Raw genomic sequence first — 14,998 nt, 5'->3', positions numbered from 1 at the left:
AAAAGTCCCCCTGTTCAATCATGTTACTTATCCCTCAAAATATTTAATATACCCATAAATGTAAACGCAATCATTGTAAATTCAACTCGGGGGTGAATGTTGATTTGCTGCTTCGGTTTTGTATGAGACTGCAGTATTTAAACGTTGAAGATGACGGAATGTTTTTCAAATTTGAGAGGAGAGATTGATGAATGAATAAGAAGAAAACGATGAAGAAAGCTTCTACACTTGTGATGCTGACGGCGATGCTTCTTTCGATGGCTGGCCTGCTTATGCCGGCTGTCTCGACGGTTGTTTCCGCAGCGGAAGGGGCGGCGAATAATTCGTATAAAGTAATCGGGTATTTTCCAGCATGGGGAGCTTATGGGCGCGGTTATAATGTGACGGATATCGATGCTTCCAAACTGACTCATATCAATTATGCTTTTGCCGATATTTGCTGGAATGGCTCTCATGGAAATTCTGATCCAACTAGTCCTAATCCGACTACTTGGGCTTGTCAGGATGAAGCGGGAGCGATCAATGTTCCGAATGGAACGATTGTACTTGGAGACCCATGGATCGATGCGCAAAAGGCTTTTGCAGGAGATACATGGGATAAGCCGGTAAAAGGAAATATAGGCCAGCTTATCAAGCTCAAGCAAGCGAACCCGCATCTAAGAACGATTATTTCCATCGGGGGCTGGTCATGGTCGAATCGTTTCTCGGACGTCGCCGCAAGCTCCGCAACTCGGGTAGTGTTTGCGAAGTCCGCCGTCGACTTTATTCGTCATTATCAATTCGATGGCGTTGATCTTGATTGGGAGTATCCGGTAGGAGGTGGCTTGGCTGGCAACAGCGCAAGGCCGCAAGACAAGAGCAACTATACGCTGCTCCTGCAGGAGGTCCGCAAGCAGCTGGATGCGGCTGAGCTCGTTGACGGCAAGACCTATGAACTAACGATCGCTTCAGGTGCATCGCCGTCTTATGTAAGCAATACAGAGCTTGCAAAAATAGCAGCTGCGGTCGATTGGATTAACATCATGACTTATGATTTCAATGGCGGCTGGAGCACCAAGAGCGCGCATAACGCGCCGCTATATACCGATTCTGCAGCTGTGCAAGCCGGCATTCCTAACGCGAGTACTTTTAATGCCGCGATGGGCGTGCAGGGACATTTGGATGCTGGCGTCCCAGCGAGCAAGCTTGTTATGGGCGTTCCTTTCTATGGACGCGGCTGGAGCGGCTGCGCGGCAGGTCCAAACGGCGATGGCCAATACCAGGCTTGCGCCGGTTCACCGCCAGCAGGAACATGGGAAGCTGGCGTTTTCGATTATGGTGATTTGGCGGCCAAATATATTAACAAAAACGGATTTGTGCGTTATTGGAATAACGTTGCGAAAGTGCCTTACTTATACAACGCTTCCTCCAAAGTTTTTATCAGCTATGATGACTATGAATCGTTAGGCTACAAAATCGATTATTTAAAAACAAAAGGTTTGGCGGGCGGCATGTTCTGGGAGCTTTCCTCCGATTGTCGCGTTAGCAGCAACTATAGCTGCAGCGGAAGTAAGCTGTTAGATAAACTTGTAGGAGATTTAAATAACGGAGGCACACCAGGCGGCGGAAATCCAAACGACCCTGCTGACACGTCTGCTCCTTCCACTCCTGCTAATTTGACATCGACTGCAAAAACGACAACAAGCGTGACGCTTAGCTGGTCGGCAGCTACGGACAATAAAGGCGTGACTGGGTATCAGGTGTATAACGGCACAACACTCGCTGCGACCGTTGCCGGCACATCAGCAACGATTAGCGGATTAACTGCTGGAACAGCCTATTCGTTTACCGTCAAAGCAAAGGATGCGGCAGGCAATTTGTCGACAGCGAGCTCGGTATTGACGGTCACGACAGAAGCGGCGCCTTCGAGCTCTTGTCCGGCTGCAGAGTGGGCGGCAGCTACCCCTTATAACGGTGGTAACCAAGTAAAGTATAACGGAGTGGTTTACGAGGCAAAATGGTGGACGCAAGGTGATCGTCCTGATCAATCAGGCGCATGGGGTGTTTGGAAAGTAATCGGGCCTTGCGGCGGTACAACTGTACCTGCCGATACGACAGCTCCGAGCAAGCCTGCTGGATTAGCGGTTTCTGGACAAACGTCCTCAACTGTATCGTTAAGCTGGAGCGCATCAACAGATAATATTGGCGTGATTGGCTATGAAATATTAAATGGAACGACACTTATCGCTCAGTCTACAACTTCGTCCGTTGTTATTAGCAGCCTAACGGCAGGAGCGACGTATAGCTTCACTGTAAAAGCAAAGGACGCAGCCGGCAATCGATCGGAAGCAAGCTCGCAAGTGTCGGTGACGCTAACCTCAGGCAGCGGGGGTGGCTCCGGAGGTACTGGCGCTTCAGCCTGGGGCGCGGGTGTTTCCTATAATGTCGGAGATTTGGTTAGCTATAACGGTGTGACGTATAAATGCTTGCAAGCACATAAAGCGCTAGTTGGCTGGGAACCATCTGCAGTACTAGCGCTATGGCAAGCGCAGGCTTAGTCGAGCTATGGCCAGCTCAAGCGCAGTAGATTAGCTTCCGGCTATCATAGATAAACGGTCACTCGTGGGAGTGGCATGCAGCGGGTGATTCTGAAAAAAAAACGTCTCCAAAACCACTATGCAAGTGTGGGGTTGGAGGCGTTTTTTTGTAGGATGATCTATGCCGTTAAGTAAGGTGATGTATCCTAAATGACTTTTGAGTTTTACAGTTCAGGTTTGGCGTATGAGCCACACGTATTTCGTCGATATGCACGTATTTGCTCTTACAGCTAACAAATCATGTGTTTTGATAAGCTGTAAGCGCATATATGTGCTTACAGTTCAGATTTGGCGTATGAGCCACCACATATTTTGTCGATAAGCACGTATTTGTTCTTAAAGCTAACAAATTATGTGTTTTGATGAGCTTTAAGCGCACATATGCGCTTATTGCTTGGATTTGGCGTATGAGCCACCACGTATTTCGTCGATAAGCACGTATTTGCTCTTACAGCTAACAAATCATGTGTTTTGATGAGCTTTAAGCGCACATATGCGCTTATTGCTCGAATTTGGCGTATGGGCCACGACAAATTACGTTCGTAAGTATAAAAAAGGGAGGTGTCCAATACGTGAAGTATCGACTAATGGGATAGCTGTCTCTTCGTTTATGCGATTCCATAATTATGATTTCAGCTGCGTTTTTAAGTATGCCTTCACTTCGTCCGAGCCGATCATTTTTTGATGCTTGCCTGTTACGGCATGTGCGAATAATAGCAGCTTGTCGTTTACATCGAAATAGTCCACGTTCAAATAGAAATCCTTTGTCCCCGAAATCGGCTGTTTACTATTTTTATCCTCGTTTGCTGCTAGCATGTTTCGCATCAATGGAATAGCCTTCATCCGCTCTTATATCATCCCGCGAAAAGCCTTCTTTATGGAGTAAAGCAGAAAAGCTGAATGAGGTAAAGACGATTGCAATAAATCCAGCAGCCAGCAATAATAGGACGATTAGCCCAATTTTTAATTTCATAAGCGCATCCGATAAATCTATCTATGTTTGAATATATGTTAATATTTGTTAGTCTAAATCCTTTTAACTGCTATGTCTACCATTTTCAAGTTGAGTCGGCAAGTCTAATCATGCGAACGATGGACAAAAACAATGAATAAGGTTACTAGGTCGCTCCATTTGCGAGGATAACGGTTATTTTGAAGGAGAGAGCGCTTTCTTGAGCCAAGGTTAATAGGTATCCATGTGATAAACTAATTAAAAAGCTAGGTTAATTAGTTGAGAATCAACGGGGGATGCAGCATATGCAGACGGAGTCCAGATTTTGGAGCAGATTTAATCGATTCAAAGGTTCGCCGATTCCGCCAGAAAGCAGGCTCGGCAAGGATGCTGTAACTGCTTTAACGATTCATTGCTGCTTTCAATTCGGCGCATCGATGTCAGGTTTGTTTCTCAACTTATATTTGTGGAGGCTAACACAGGATTTAACAGTAAACGGGATTTATAACATCGTCGTTTTCTTGCTGACGCCGCCTGCGTTCGCGCTTGGAGGCTGGATTGCCAAGAAGCGTGACCGAATGGTGACATACCGGCTGGGCATCGTCATGATCGCTATTTTTTACTTAATGGTCGTTATTTTACAGGAGTTAGTCGCTCAATATTACATATGGTTTGCTATCTTTAACGGCGTTGCTGCCGGTCTATATTGGACCGGATACTTAGTCATACAATATGATGTCTCGACGGAAGCGAACCGGATTCGGTTTCTGGCGATCAATATGATCTTCTTTAATGCGTCGGGGCTTGCAGGTCCAGCGCTTGCCGGTTTTATTATTCAGCGAAGCGAGGGGCTGCACGGTTATATAATTATTTTTACACTCGCCTTCATCATGTTCCTAATAGCTGCGTTCGTCAGCTTCCGCATTCCGATGGTACCGTCTCACCATAAAGCCTATTATTTAAAGTTTATGGGTCTTGTGATGAATAAAAACCGGCGCTGGCTCAAGGCGTTGTTCAGCTTCTTTGTGCTCGGGCTGTTCCAGGGCATCATGTTGTTTCTTCCCAATATTATGCTGTATCAAACGGTTGGCCGCGAGGATTGGGTAGGCTACATGGGCGTTTTCTTCTCATCGCTGACCGTTGCGACCGGATATGTCATTTCTCGGAAAGCGCAAAAGGAGCAAGTACGCAAATATGTGCTGCTATCAACGACAGGCGTTGCGATAGGCTCCGCATTACTGCTTTTCCAGGTTGCATTTTGGTCAGTCGCCCTATTTATGATATTGTTCTCGATCTGCAATCCGCTCGCGGTCAATACGCTTACCTCGTATTACTATCGTCTCATTGGAACGCTGCCGCTCAAAGGACAGCTTCGCGTTGAATCCGTTGTTATGAGGGAACTGTTCTTGAATGTAGGGAGGGTAGTTTCAATAAGCGTCCTTATATTACTTGCTTCGGATTTGGCTTCGATATGGATGCCGGTGGTGCTGTTCACTACAGCAGTGCTTCAGTACATTTCGGTGATGTTGATAAAAGAGAAGCAGTTGGCCGAGCAGTAATATAGGGTAGCATATCTCAATAACCATTTGAATGAGGGATTGTCCAGTCAGGTCTAAACGGATCTGGGCAGTCTCTTTTCTTTTTGGCTATGTTAAACCTTAATGTTGTTTTTAGCCCTAAAGAAAACCGCCCTTTGAAAAGGCGGTTAATTTAACTATCGTTCTACGTTAGAGCTTAATGACAACCAACTCCAAATTGGCGACCTGCTCTATGTTGATTATTCTGCTCTCGTTACCTGTTTATATATTATGCTTTTTCGTATTTGTCAGTTATTCTCCAGCTTCCATTTTTCAGTTTTACCTTTAATTGCATTGGAACTTTTGATGAACCATATTTGACTTCCATTGTGTTTTTGTCTAATCCTTTGTATGTATATTTAATCCAAATGGTACCTGAGTAGAAAAAGTGTAATCCAAATCCCATATTCGTTGAGTAAACTATTATATCATCTTGGCTTGATGTACTTGATGGGTATATTTCTTTTCTATGAAACTTATTTAATGCTGATTCAGTCACTTGTTTATGCACTATTTGATTGTCCTTCTCTGGATGAAGATATATTGTTCTCAATGTTGCTTTGACACTGGTTAGCATCCAAATATTGAATGCAAAATATATCACAATAAAGAAAAGACCTATCAGAGTCATCAATTTTTTATTTTTCATCATTTCCTCCACTAACAATATTGGTTATTGTATATACGCATATTTATTTTTTGTTTTGCGTCATCCTGTCCGTTAGTTCAGCAAGCAAGAAAAAGCCGTTCGTCGAAGATTATTGTTTGTCTCATTTACAGTAAACAGGCACGAAGCGACCAACATATTTTTCTTATTCGACGTTGTGTTCTCATATTCCTTGCTGTCTAGATAACGGAACCAAGCCAAATAATGTTGCAGATACTTCGTTGCAACGCCGTTAAAGCGGTCAATCCAGCGTTTCAGTCGGCTATGGTAGCTGTTCACGTTCTGAATGTGGTAAACGCCTTTCACACGCTGTTTCCCGTCGGACTTGAAGCGGTAGTGACTAACCCTTTCGAGTTGGCATAGGAACTAAATGCTCCCCAAGAATCAGTGCAGAGTACGTTCGAATCTGATAAATGACCGCCAATCGCTTCATCCAATTTCATAGTCCGAATACGACCACGTCCAAGAACGCCAGAGAAAGTCATCTTATGGCAAGTCGCGGGCGACCACGCATATTTGGTCGTTGCTGATACCTCGATATTTAGCTTTACCGCCGCGTTTACGAGCCTTGCGCTCGGAGATGTTTCTTTTCCCTTTCTCAGAGTACAAGAAATAGGTCTCGTCCATTTCGACGATACCATGAAATGATTCGGTTGGAATTTTTTTCAAAGCAGCAAGAATCTTATGCCTCCAATAAAACAGGGTTACATGCGTCACCTCATCATGCAACATCTCAGCACACTTTCTAAGTGAAAAACCCTCAATCATACATTCAATGAACCGAACCCAAAGATGAGGTTTTCTGGACCGTTGAATTGGGGTGTTTGTCAGGTCGTTGAAGGTTTGACGGCAGGCTTTACAGCGGTAATTAAAGCAAAAAAAAGGAATGGATTCGCTTCAAAGGTTGATTGTGGATGCATGATCGATTGGAGAAGCTATCACGACGGGTGATAGCTTCTTCCTGTCATGGAAGCGCAATTCCATTGTCTCGATACCTAACTAGGTATATAATTTAATTAATGTCAACAGGATATGGAAATCGCCTATCTACTATAGAGGTTTAAGGCCTGCACGTGGAAAGCGAGCGATGAATGGATAAAGGAATGGAAAGGAAGCGTGTTTGGATGAAATATGATGATGATGTAAAGAAACGACTGAAGCGTATCGAAGGACAAGCTCGAGGCGTTCTGAACATGATGGAAGAGGAGCAGCACTGCAAGGACGTGGTTAGTCAGCTATCCGCCATTCGAAGCGCGGCAGATAAAGCAATTGCCTATATCGTAGCGGTAAACTTGGAGAAATGTATTCTTGAGGAAATAGCAGCGGGCAAAGATACCGAAAAAGTCGTCAAAGAAGCGATGAAATTGCTGATAAAGAGCCGTTAAAATATAAGGTTTTGTTCAAATGCAGATGGATGGAGCGATGTTTGGATGAAAAAGAGAATAGTCGTAACCGGCGGCAGCGGGAAAGCAGGCAAATGGATCATTAAAGATTTGATTGAGCACGGATACGAGGTGCTGAATTTGGATTGGAAGCTGCCTGAAGAGCGTTTATGCCAGACGCTAATTGTAGATCTGAACGATTTGGGTCAGGTGCACAATGCTTTATCGCAATTTAGCATCAGGGACAGGCAGCCCGTTGAGGCAGTGATTCATTTTGCAGCGATACCGGAAGCATTTATTTATCCGAACGACGTCACCTTCCGCAATAATGTGATGAACACCTACAATATTTTGGAGGCTGCCGCTAATTTGAGCATCAGCAAGGTGGTGCTGGCATCCAGTGAGTCGTCCTACGGGATCGTATTCGCGAATCAGTTTTTTGCGCCGAACTATTTGCCAATCGATGAAAGCCATTCGCAATTGTCCGAGGATAGCTACGGTTTATCCAAAATGGTAAATGAAATGACGGGAGAAGCGTTCCATAGAAGAACAGGCATGCAGGTCATTTCATTCCGCCTTGGCAATATACTTGAACCGAAGGATTACCCGAGAGTGAGACAGACCTTTGAAACACCGGAAGAGCGCGTTCGCATACTTTGGAGCTATATCGATGTAAGGGACATGGCAGCAGCCTGCAGATTGGCGGTGGAGAAGGATGGTCTAGGCGCTCAGGCGATAATACTCGCTGCGGACGACACTTCGACCAATCTGCCAAGCGAAGAGCTGATTCATCAATTCATGCCTGAGCTTGCGAAGCATGCCGAGCAATTGCCTGGACGAACCAGCTTTCTGACGAACGCCAAGCTGAAAGAGTTGCTCGGCTGGCAGCAGCAGCATTTCTTCATGGAGCAATAAAGCGTTGCGACAGCTGTTATTTGCTTAAATGAGCCAACTCAGCCCAAGCGGGCTGCTTTAACCCGAAGATAGCGCTAGCCGCTGTCTTCGGGTTTTTTCTATTTTTGCTCCACTCTCCTTATGTTAAGGAAATCTTTAAGAATTCTTTAGTGTTATATTACGTTTGCTTTAGGCGTCTTCCTTATACTGAATACGATGTGGCGCCTATGAGCGCCTAGACAGAACATAAGGAGATGCAGTAATGACGACTAAAGCGCCAGTTATCGATATTAGGAAAATATCCAAAATATATGGAAGCAAGAAAGAGAATCAGGTGTATGCCTTGAACAATATTTCTTTCACGATGCAGGAAGGGGAATTTATTGGCATCATGGGCGCGTCCGGTTCAGGCAAAACGACGCTGCTGAACGTCATTTCAACGCTCGATAACCCGACGGAGGGGACGATCGCCATTGCCGGTACCGATATTACGCGTATGAAGGCCCATGAGCTGTCTGACTTTCGGGCGCAGCGGCTAGGATTTATTTTTCAAGATTTTAATCTGCTCGACAATTTGACGGTTTTCGAAAATATCGCGCTGCCCCTATCTTTGCAGAACATGCCTGCGAGCGAGATCCGCAGCCGGGTTCAGCACGTGATGGAAAGTCTCGGCATTATGGCTATAGCGGAGCAATATCCGGCGATGGTCTCCGGTGGACAAAGGCAGAGAACGGCGGCAGCGCGCGCGATCGTCCATGAACCAGCGCTGCTGCTCGGCGATGAGCCAACGGGAGCGCTCGATTTGAAAAATGCGGTCGGTTTGCTGGAGACGATGAAAAGGCTAAATGAGGAGCAGCAAATTTCGATTCTGATGGTGACGCATGATGCGTTCAGCGCGAGCTACTGCGGCAGAATTCTGTTCATACAGGATGGAGAGCTGGTGAAGGAGCTGTATCGCTCGGGCAGCAGGGAGTCCTTTTACAAGCAAATTCTTGATATGCTCGGCGATTATGGCGCGTCGGCTGCTGCAGCGGCAGCAGTGCAGTGGCATGGATCGGGAAGGCAGTGAGATGACATCATGTTAATGAAATTAGCATTATCCGGTATGAAAAGCAAATACAAGGATTATATCGTGCTGCTCGCAGGGCTCGTCATGTCGATCTCTATCTTTTATATGTTTCAGACAATGGCATGGAACCGCAGCTTCACTGAGGAGAACGCCATTATTAATTCGATACAGCTGGTCTATATTCTAGGCTCGGTGCTGCTCTCGTCGATTACGTTTTTTTACATTCTGTATGCGAACGGATTTTTGCTTTCGCTGCGCCAGCGTGAATTTGGACTTTATTTGGTGCTCGGAGCGAGAAAAAGCAAAATACGATTGCTTATGTTTATCGAGACAATCGCGCTTGGCCTTATCTCGCTCGTTGCCGGTCTTGCGCTTGGATTCGGGTTGTCCGCGCTCGTCGGACAGCTGATTGCAAGGCAGCTTAATGCGAACTTATCCGGCTATCACGCGGTGTACATGCCAGCTGTTTTGTTTACGGCATTGTTCTTCGTCATCCTGTTCGGCTTGTCTGCATTATGGAACCAGCTGAAGCTAGCCCGGTTGCAGGTGCTGCAGCTTGTGCACGGCAGTGTTCAAGCTGATCGGATGTGGCAGAGCAGTTGGTGGAAGGTACTGCTTGCTATTGTAGGACTCATCGCTTTAGGACTCGGCTATTTTTCTCTGACCTTCATGGAGCAGCTGCGGGAAATTGGTCTGTACACAGCGACGATCATGACGCCGCTCGGCACCTATCTGTTGTTCATGACATTGCTCCCGCCTCTAGTAGCAAAATGGAAAAAGAGCAACAACACGCGCGGAATAAAGGCATTTACTTACGGACAGCTATCCTTCCGAATCAACGGCCTAACGAAGCTGCTGGCTACAGTTGCGATGCTGATCGCGCTTGGCGCAGGTGCAATTTCCGGAGGAATGGCTTTCGTAAACGATGCCAAAATTAAAGGCGAGAGCTACAGCGTATATGACGCGATTGTGCATGATCCAACAGCTGAAATGGAGGCTGTACTTGCTAAAATTCCGTTCACGGAGCGGTTAGAATACCGTTATAAAATCGAGAATGAGCTAATCTATTTCGCCAAAGAAGATCTCGAAAGCCACCGTCCATTTGCAAATTTGACGAGCAATCAGAAATACGGTGATACTTTGAATCGGATTACAGATATTCTTCCGACAGGTACAGACGATAGGGCGACGCCTTACAGCCAGGAGTGGCAAGATTTTTTGTCGCGGATTACTCCGGACCAGTCTTTAAGCTACCGTATTGTCGATGAGCAATCCTTGCGGAAGCTTCAATCAATAGAAAAGGTTATCGTCATCGGAAAGACGAGCGATTTTTTGGCTAACCGCTCCTCATGGGAAGCGCTCGACCGGCTTAACATCGATAAAAACAAAGATGATTACATGTCATGGAGCAAGTACCAATATTACCAGTATGCTCTTGGCAATGCGACCGGCACCCTCTTCATGGGCTTCTTCCTAGGCATAGCTTTCCTCGCTATGATGGCAAGCTGCTTGATGTTTAAAATTTTGTCAGGCGCCGCCAAAGACGTGCAGCGTTACGAGATGTTGAGCAAGCTGGGAGTAAGGCGGGAGAAGCTGTCACGCTCGATTTATCATGAGCTGTTCCTCGTGTTTCTGTTCCCCGGGATCGCAGGTCTCTTGCATGTACTGGTCGGGATGAACCTATTCTCATTCATCTTGGCCGAGCCGTACTATCGCATCTGGATTCCAATCGCATTATTTGCTGCTATATATTCGGGTTACTATCTCTTAACAGTGAGGTTGTATCGGAATATTGTACTGCCGGGACGGAGCAAGACCGCAAGATCAGAATAAAAAATCAGCCTAGGCGTATAGCCTGGGCTGTTATTTTGCTTATGCTGCAGGCAAAGTGTTATTTTAAATTAATACCTTGCATTATAGAGTAATATATTTTAAAGTACAACTAGGAGGTGAAAACGATGGAATTGAATAAAGAGGTATTAAAGGGCCATATCGATACGTTAATCCTCTCGTTGTTACATAGCAAGGACCGGTATGGGTACGAATTGGCTAAGCTCGTTCGGGAAAAGAGCGAAAGTCAATTTGAGCTGAAAGAAGGCACGCTTTATTTGTCACTAAAGCGTTTGGAGAACAATAAATGGATTGCTTCTTATTGGGGCGAAGATCAAGGTCCCGGGGGAAGACGGAAATATTATAAGCTAACGCCGCTTGGTGAAGAGGGCTTTGAACAAAAACGTTCGGAGTGGCAATTTTTGAAAAAAATGATGGATTCGTTTATCGGAGGGAGAGAATAAGATGGGTCAAATTGAGCTGTTTGTAGACTCGGTCTATAAAAATGCAAGCGGGAACAAGAAAGAGATCCAAGAATTAAAGGCGGAAATGAAAAACCATTTGCTAGAGGCCGTCCATGAATTGAAAATAGAAGGAAAATCAGAGCAGGATGCGATAGCGATTGCGATCGAACGATTCGGCGGGGAAAAGGAAATGCGCGTGGTTGTCGGCCAATTGTTTAAAGCACAGAAAATTTTCGCTAAAAGGGTGCTGTATATTGCTTTTGCCTTTCTCCTTATTAGTCTGGTGGCGTCTGGTGTGATATGGAAGGTTGAAATGGATAATAGAGCTGAAAACGCAGCTATTTCTAGATCCTTGTATGATGTGCTTGACAAACAAGCAGTCATTTCAGAGCAGTCGGACAAGACCATTAAAGCTATAGTAAGAGATGCAAAACAAATTACTAACGTTCAAATCTATAAGACGAGCGAGGTCAAAACAGTAACAGCTGAGGGCAGCGTATCTTACTTCAATCATCAAGCAGATCCTATCTACCGGTACGTTAGAGAATTGCGGCCTTTTTCCGTAATGGATTTCTATTATGCGCAGAGCGATAAATGGTTTATCCATTTGGAGTCCAAAAATCTGGCTACGCTAGTCGGATACCTTCTCACAGCAGGCATTGTGATTTATGCGGTTTTATTTACGATTTGGGCTACGATCAATGCCTATCATCATCAACGATTGAACGTCGGATGGATCATCGGTTTTGCTTTATTCAATGTGCTGGGCTACCTGGCGTATTTTTTAGTAGGCATAAAGGCGAGGCGCGGTAATATCATAAGCTGAAATAAAACGCTTAGAAAGGAGAACCGCATATGTTTGCTGCTGATGAGATTTTAAGAGTATGGAGAAAATTCGATAGGTTTCCAATGGAGACCTTAACAAAAGCTTGGTTCTATAAACAGAATACCGCAAAAAAACAAAGAGAAGTAGCTCTCATGAAGGAGCATTACGTAAAAGGATGACCCTCGGGGGTCATCTTTTTAAATTCCAGGTGACGACCGACGGATTTTACAAAATCGGCGTTCGTTATTATCAGATCGAGGTGAAGGACTCTTTTTTTAAAAGACAGCTTGTACGTCAGTTGACAGCTAGAAATAAATGACTTATTCTGTTGTTGACTGAACGAGTCAATCTAAAAATATCTTTTAAATTCATGCACTTTTCTATGTACAATTCCATGCACTATTTTATGAACTGACTTACGCACTGATCCATGCTGCTTTCATTGAAATGGTTTCGTTTGGCTTGTTATTGACTGAATGAATCAATCAAAAATTAAAAGGAGCGATAAACATGACCAGTATTCAGAAGAGAGAAAAGGCAATTGTAATAGGAGGAAGCATAGCTGGCTTAATGACGGCAAGAGTGCTCTCTCAATATTTCGAGGACGTGCTCATCATCGACAAGGATGAATTTCCTGAGCATCCCGTGGATCGCGCGGGTGTACCGCATGGGTTTCATCCCCATCGCTTCACAGCTCGTGGTAAGATGATCACAGAGCAGCTTTTTCCCGACTATGAGGAGGATTTAAGAAAGCTTGGATCTCCCTCTTCCCTGAATAAGACTGCTCATATTATGACTCAATATGGAACGGTAGCCGGGCCTTACGATAGAGATGATATCAAATTTAGCCGGGCAGCGCTCGAGTGGGTCATTCACAGACGTGTAAAAGCAATCTCCAATGTGCGGTTTCTGCCAAAGCATGATGTGCTTAGGCTCATTACAACTACGGATCAAGCTGCCGTTATTGGAGTAGAGATCCGAAATCGCGGAGAAGCCGCTGGAAACGGGAATGAAATTCTTGCGGATCTCGTGGTGGATGCAAGCGGCCGAGCTTCAAAGCTGACGCAATGGCTGGAGGAGCTAGGCTACGAGGTGCCTGCAGCTGACATCATGAAAGCTTCTATTGGCTATAGCACAAGGCGTTACAAGTTGCCTGCCCATAGGGCTCATTTGTCCGAGGAATGGGATGTCATTAACATCATGGGTCAACCGTCTAATGGGACGTTTACAGGCGTTTTTTCCTTTATCGAAAATGAAGTGGCTGAAATCGTGCTATATCGTCCAGGCGGACAATATCCGCCAACGATGGCAGAACAATTCGACGAGGCGGTTGCTGCGCTTCCATCTCCATTAATCGGAGAGATCTTGCAAGAGCTTGAGCCGATTACGCCGCTGCGCGGCTTTCACGTCAATGAGCTGTATCGCCGACATTACGAGCAAATGGAAAAATGGCCTTCTGGATTGTTAGTGATAGGCGATGCCTATTGTATTTATGATCCCATCTTTGGCCAAGGAATGACGGTTGTGGCGATCGAAGCGGATTTACTGGACGCCCATCTGCAAGAGCAATTGATTAACCCAAAAGCCCATTTCGAGCAAAGGCTGCTCAGGAAGATGCAAGAAACGGTGATTACACCTACATGGTGGTTAAATTGCTCGGCTGTATTGGAGTGGGAAGGTGTTGTATATGAGGCTGCTTCCGAGCCGCTTAAAGGGATTGCTTTTGGCAGGAGGTTTATGGATCTAGTGCTGAAAGAGGGAACAGGGAATCAAAATTATCAGCTCTTCGGCATGTACTGGGCAGTGAATACGCTATCGGTATCGCTGCGAGAGCTGTATAATTTGGATATGGTCAGCACGGTGCTTCATGCTTCAGACGAAGGTCGGCAATTACTCGCAGAGCTTTTGGAAGAGCATGGTTTGCCGCTTGAGGAAGTGCTCGATAAGATTATACCTCAGTAAGGAGTGAAGGATGAATTGGCGCCTTTAAACGATGAACAGCTTCATCATATTCGTGATGAGCGTAAGGAGCAGATAATGGGCGCAGCCCTAAAGGTCTTTTCCCGGAGGGGCATTATTGGTACGAAGATGAGCATGATCGCAGCGGAAGCAGGCATTAGCCATGGCTTGCTTTACCATTACTTTAAGTCAAAAGAAGAGCTCTTCATTACGCTTGTCGAACATGCCATGATCGCGGCACAGGATGCGATGCGGAATGTGTACGATTATTCGGGCTCGCCGATCGACAAGATCAAGTCTTTAACCGAAGATATGCTTGATGAAAGCGGCACGGATTATTTTATGCTGATTCATCAGGCGAGAACGTCAGAGGGTGTACCAGAGAAGGTAAAGCAGCTTATCGAAGACTATTCAATGAAGGCGGCTGTTAATCAATTGCTGCCATTGTTCCAAGAGGGACAGGCGGGTGGTCAGATTATCGCGGGCGATCTCGAGGAAATGATTTCTTCTTACCTGTCAGTTGTCAATGGACTAATGGTACTTAATGTACAAGAGATCGGCGGCTATCAGATCCCGAAGGTTCATATACTGCTCAGAATGATTTCACCGAATTAATCGATTAGGCCAAAAGAAGAGGATCGCTAATCCGCCTTACAGCGAAGAAGCGATCCTCTTTTCTTTCGTGGATGCTATGTTATTGTGCGGCCTTTACTTATTCTTAACTTAAGGCCGGCTGAAAGATTGATGAATGCGCCGTTTGCGAGGTTTTTGATAAGATAGATTGAGGATCAACTAAAGATGA

The 14,998-nt window shown here is 45.4% G+C and carries 13 protein-coding genes and 1 pseudogene; 11 read left to right on the top strand and 3 right to left on the bottom strand.

Annotation, left to right across the window (positions count from 1 at the left end):
* Window positions 1-191 precede the first annotated feature (191 nt).
* A complete protein-coding gene (locus AC2TDN_RS09380; RefSeq protein ID WP_484687772.1) occupies window positions 192-2,537 on the top strand; it encodes a glycosyl hydrolase family 18 protein in 2,346 nt (781 codons plus the stop codon).
* A 663-nt stretch (window positions 2,538-3,200) separates the two neighbouring features.
* Here the strand turns inward: AC2TDN_RS09380 and AC2TDN_RS09375 are convergent.
* A complete protein-coding gene (locus AC2TDN_RS09375) occupies window positions 3,201-3,419 on the bottom strand; it encodes a hypothetical protein (RefSeq protein ID WP_484687771.1) in 219 nt (72 codons plus the stop codon).
* A 414-nt stretch (window positions 3,420-3,833) separates the two neighbouring features.
* On the opposite strand from AC2TDN_RS09375, the gene AC2TDN_RS09370 reads away from it, so the two are divergent.
* On the top strand, window positions 3,834-5,087 hold the full coding sequence (locus AC2TDN_RS09370; RefSeq protein ID WP_484687770.1) for an MFS transporter: 1,254 nt from the start codon (window positions 3,834-3,836) through the stop codon (window positions 5,085-5,087).
* A gap of 247 nt (window positions 5,088-5,334) precedes the next feature.
* Here the strand turns inward: AC2TDN_RS09370 and AC2TDN_RS09365 are convergent, their stop codons facing one another.
* Complete coding sequence (locus AC2TDN_RS09365) at window positions 5,335-5,757, bottom strand: hypothetical protein (RefSeq protein ID WP_484687769.1); 423 nt, start codon at window positions 5,755-5,757, stop codon at window positions 5,335-5,337.
* A gap of 69 nt (window positions 5,758-5,826) precedes the next feature.
* Window positions 5,827-6,639 (bottom strand): annotated as a pseudogene (locus AC2TDN_RS09360) (IS1595 family transposase); the annotation flags it as partial.
* A 257-nt stretch (window positions 6,640-6,896) separates the two neighbouring features.
* On the opposite strand from AC2TDN_RS09360, the gene AC2TDN_RS09355 reads away from it, so the two are divergent.
* The 9 genes from AC2TDN_RS09355 to AC2TDN_RS09315 all read left to right on the top strand — a co-directional run bounded on the left by AC2TDN_RS09355 (window position 6,897) and on the right by AC2TDN_RS09315 (window position 14,811).
* Window positions 6,897-7,157: a metal-sensitive transcriptional regulator gene (locus AC2TDN_RS09355; RefSeq protein ID WP_482066593.1), complete on the top strand. Its 261-nt coding sequence runs from the start codon at window positions 6,897-6,899 to the stop codon at window positions 7,155-7,157.
* A 45-nt stretch (window positions 7,158-7,202) separates the two neighbouring features.
* Window positions 7,203-8,069, top strand: a complete 867-nt coding sequence (locus AC2TDN_RS09350; protein WP_484687768.1) for an NAD-dependent epimerase/dehydratase family protein — start codon at window positions 7,203-7,205, stop codon at window positions 8,067-8,069.
* A 241-nt stretch (window positions 8,070-8,310) separates the two neighbouring features.
* On the top strand, window positions 8,311-9,117 hold the full coding sequence (locus AC2TDN_RS09345; RefSeq protein ID WP_484687767.1) for an ABC transporter ATP-binding protein: 807 nt from the start codon (window positions 8,311-8,313) through the stop codon (window positions 9,115-9,117).
* A 9-nt stretch (window positions 9,118-9,126) separates the two neighbouring features.
* Complete coding sequence (locus AC2TDN_RS09340; RefSeq protein ID WP_484687766.1) at window positions 9,127-10,950, top strand: FtsX-like permease family protein; 1,824 nt, start codon at window positions 9,127-9,129, stop codon at window positions 10,948-10,950.
* Window positions 10,951-11,075: 125 nt separating this feature from the next.
* On the top strand, window positions 11,076-11,411 hold the full coding sequence (locus AC2TDN_RS09335) for a PadR family transcriptional regulator (protein ID WP_484687765.1): 336 nt from the start codon (window positions 11,076-11,078) through the stop codon (window positions 11,409-11,411).
* A gap of 1 nt (window position 11,412) precedes the next feature.
* On the top strand, window positions 11,413-12,237 hold the full coding sequence (locus AC2TDN_RS09330) for a permease prefix domain 1-containing protein (protein ID WP_484687764.1): 825 nt from the start codon (window positions 11,413-11,415) through the stop codon (window positions 12,235-12,237).
* Window positions 12,238-12,266: 29 nt separating this feature from the next.
* Window positions 12,267-12,416 carry a hypothetical protein gene (locus AC2TDN_RS09325; RefSeq protein WP_484687763.1) on the top strand — a complete coding sequence of 50 codons (150 nt, stop codon included), beginning with the start codon at window positions 12,267-12,269 and terminating at the stop codon, window positions 12,414-12,416.
* 331 nt (window positions 12,417-12,747) lie between these two features.
* On the top strand, window positions 12,748-14,199 hold the full coding sequence (locus tag AC2TDN_RS09320) for an NAD(P)/FAD-dependent oxidoreductase (protein ID WP_484687762.1): 1,452 nt from the start codon (window positions 12,748-12,750) through the stop codon (window positions 14,197-14,199).
* 15 nt (window positions 14,200-14,214) lie between these two features.
* Entirely contained in the window at window positions 14,215-14,811 is a 597-nt protein-coding gene (locus tag AC2TDN_RS09315; RefSeq protein WP_482066598.1) for a TetR/AcrR family transcriptional regulator, read from the top strand.
* The last annotated feature ends 187 nt before the right edge of the window (window positions 14,812-14,998 follow it).

It is taken from the genome of Paenibacillus sp. Y660, from assembly GCF_057221575.1.
This window is presented reverse-complemented; position numbering and strand designations above follow the sequence as displayed.

What these genes read in the sequence shown, in the direction of transcription:
- AC2TDN_RS09380 (WP_484687772.1), top strand. Translation starts at nt 192, where the DNA reads ATGAATAAGAAGAAAACGATGAAGAAAGCTTCTACACTTGTGATGCTG.
- AC2TDN_RS09375 (WP_484687771.1), bottom strand. Translation starts at nt 3,419, where the DNA reads ATGAAGGCTATTCCATTGATGCGAAACATGCTAGCAGCAAACGAGGAT.
- AC2TDN_RS09370 (WP_484687770.1), top strand. Translation starts at nt 3,834, where the DNA reads ATGCAGACGGAGTCCAGATTTTGGAGCAGATTTAATCGATTCAAAGGT.
- AC2TDN_RS09365 (WP_484687769.1), bottom strand. Translation starts at nt 5,757, where the DNA reads ATGATGAAAAATAAAAAATTGATGACTCTGATAGGTCTTTTCTTTATT.
- AC2TDN_RS09355 (WP_482066593.1), top strand. Translation starts at nt 6,897, where the DNA reads ATGAAATATGATGATGATGTAAAGAAACGACTGAAGCGTATCGAAGGA.
- AC2TDN_RS09350 (WP_484687768.1), top strand. Translation starts at nt 7,203, where the DNA reads ATGAAAAAGAGAATAGTCGTAACCGGCGGCAGCGGGAAAGCAGGCAAA.
- AC2TDN_RS09345 (WP_484687767.1), top strand. Translation starts at nt 8,311, where the DNA reads ATGACGACTAAAGCGCCAGTTATCGATATTAGGAAAATATCCAAAATA.
- AC2TDN_RS09340 (WP_484687766.1), top strand. Translation starts at nt 9,127, where the DNA reads ATGTTAATGAAATTAGCATTATCCGGTATGAAAAGCAAATACAAGGAT.
- AC2TDN_RS09335 (WP_484687765.1), top strand. Translation starts at nt 11,076, where the DNA reads ATGGAATTGAATAAAGAGGTATTAAAGGGCCATATCGATACGTTAATC.
- AC2TDN_RS09330 (WP_484687764.1), top strand. Translation starts at nt 11,413, where the DNA reads ATGGGTCAAATTGAGCTGTTTGTAGACTCGGTCTATAAAAATGCAAGC.
- AC2TDN_RS09325 (WP_484687763.1), top strand. Translation starts at nt 12,267, where the DNA reads ATGTTTGCTGCTGATGAGATTTTAAGAGTATGGAGAAAATTCGATAGG.
- AC2TDN_RS09320 (WP_484687762.1), top strand. Translation starts at nt 12,748, where the DNA reads ATGACCAGTATTCAGAAGAGAGAAAAGGCAATTGTAATAGGAGGAAGC.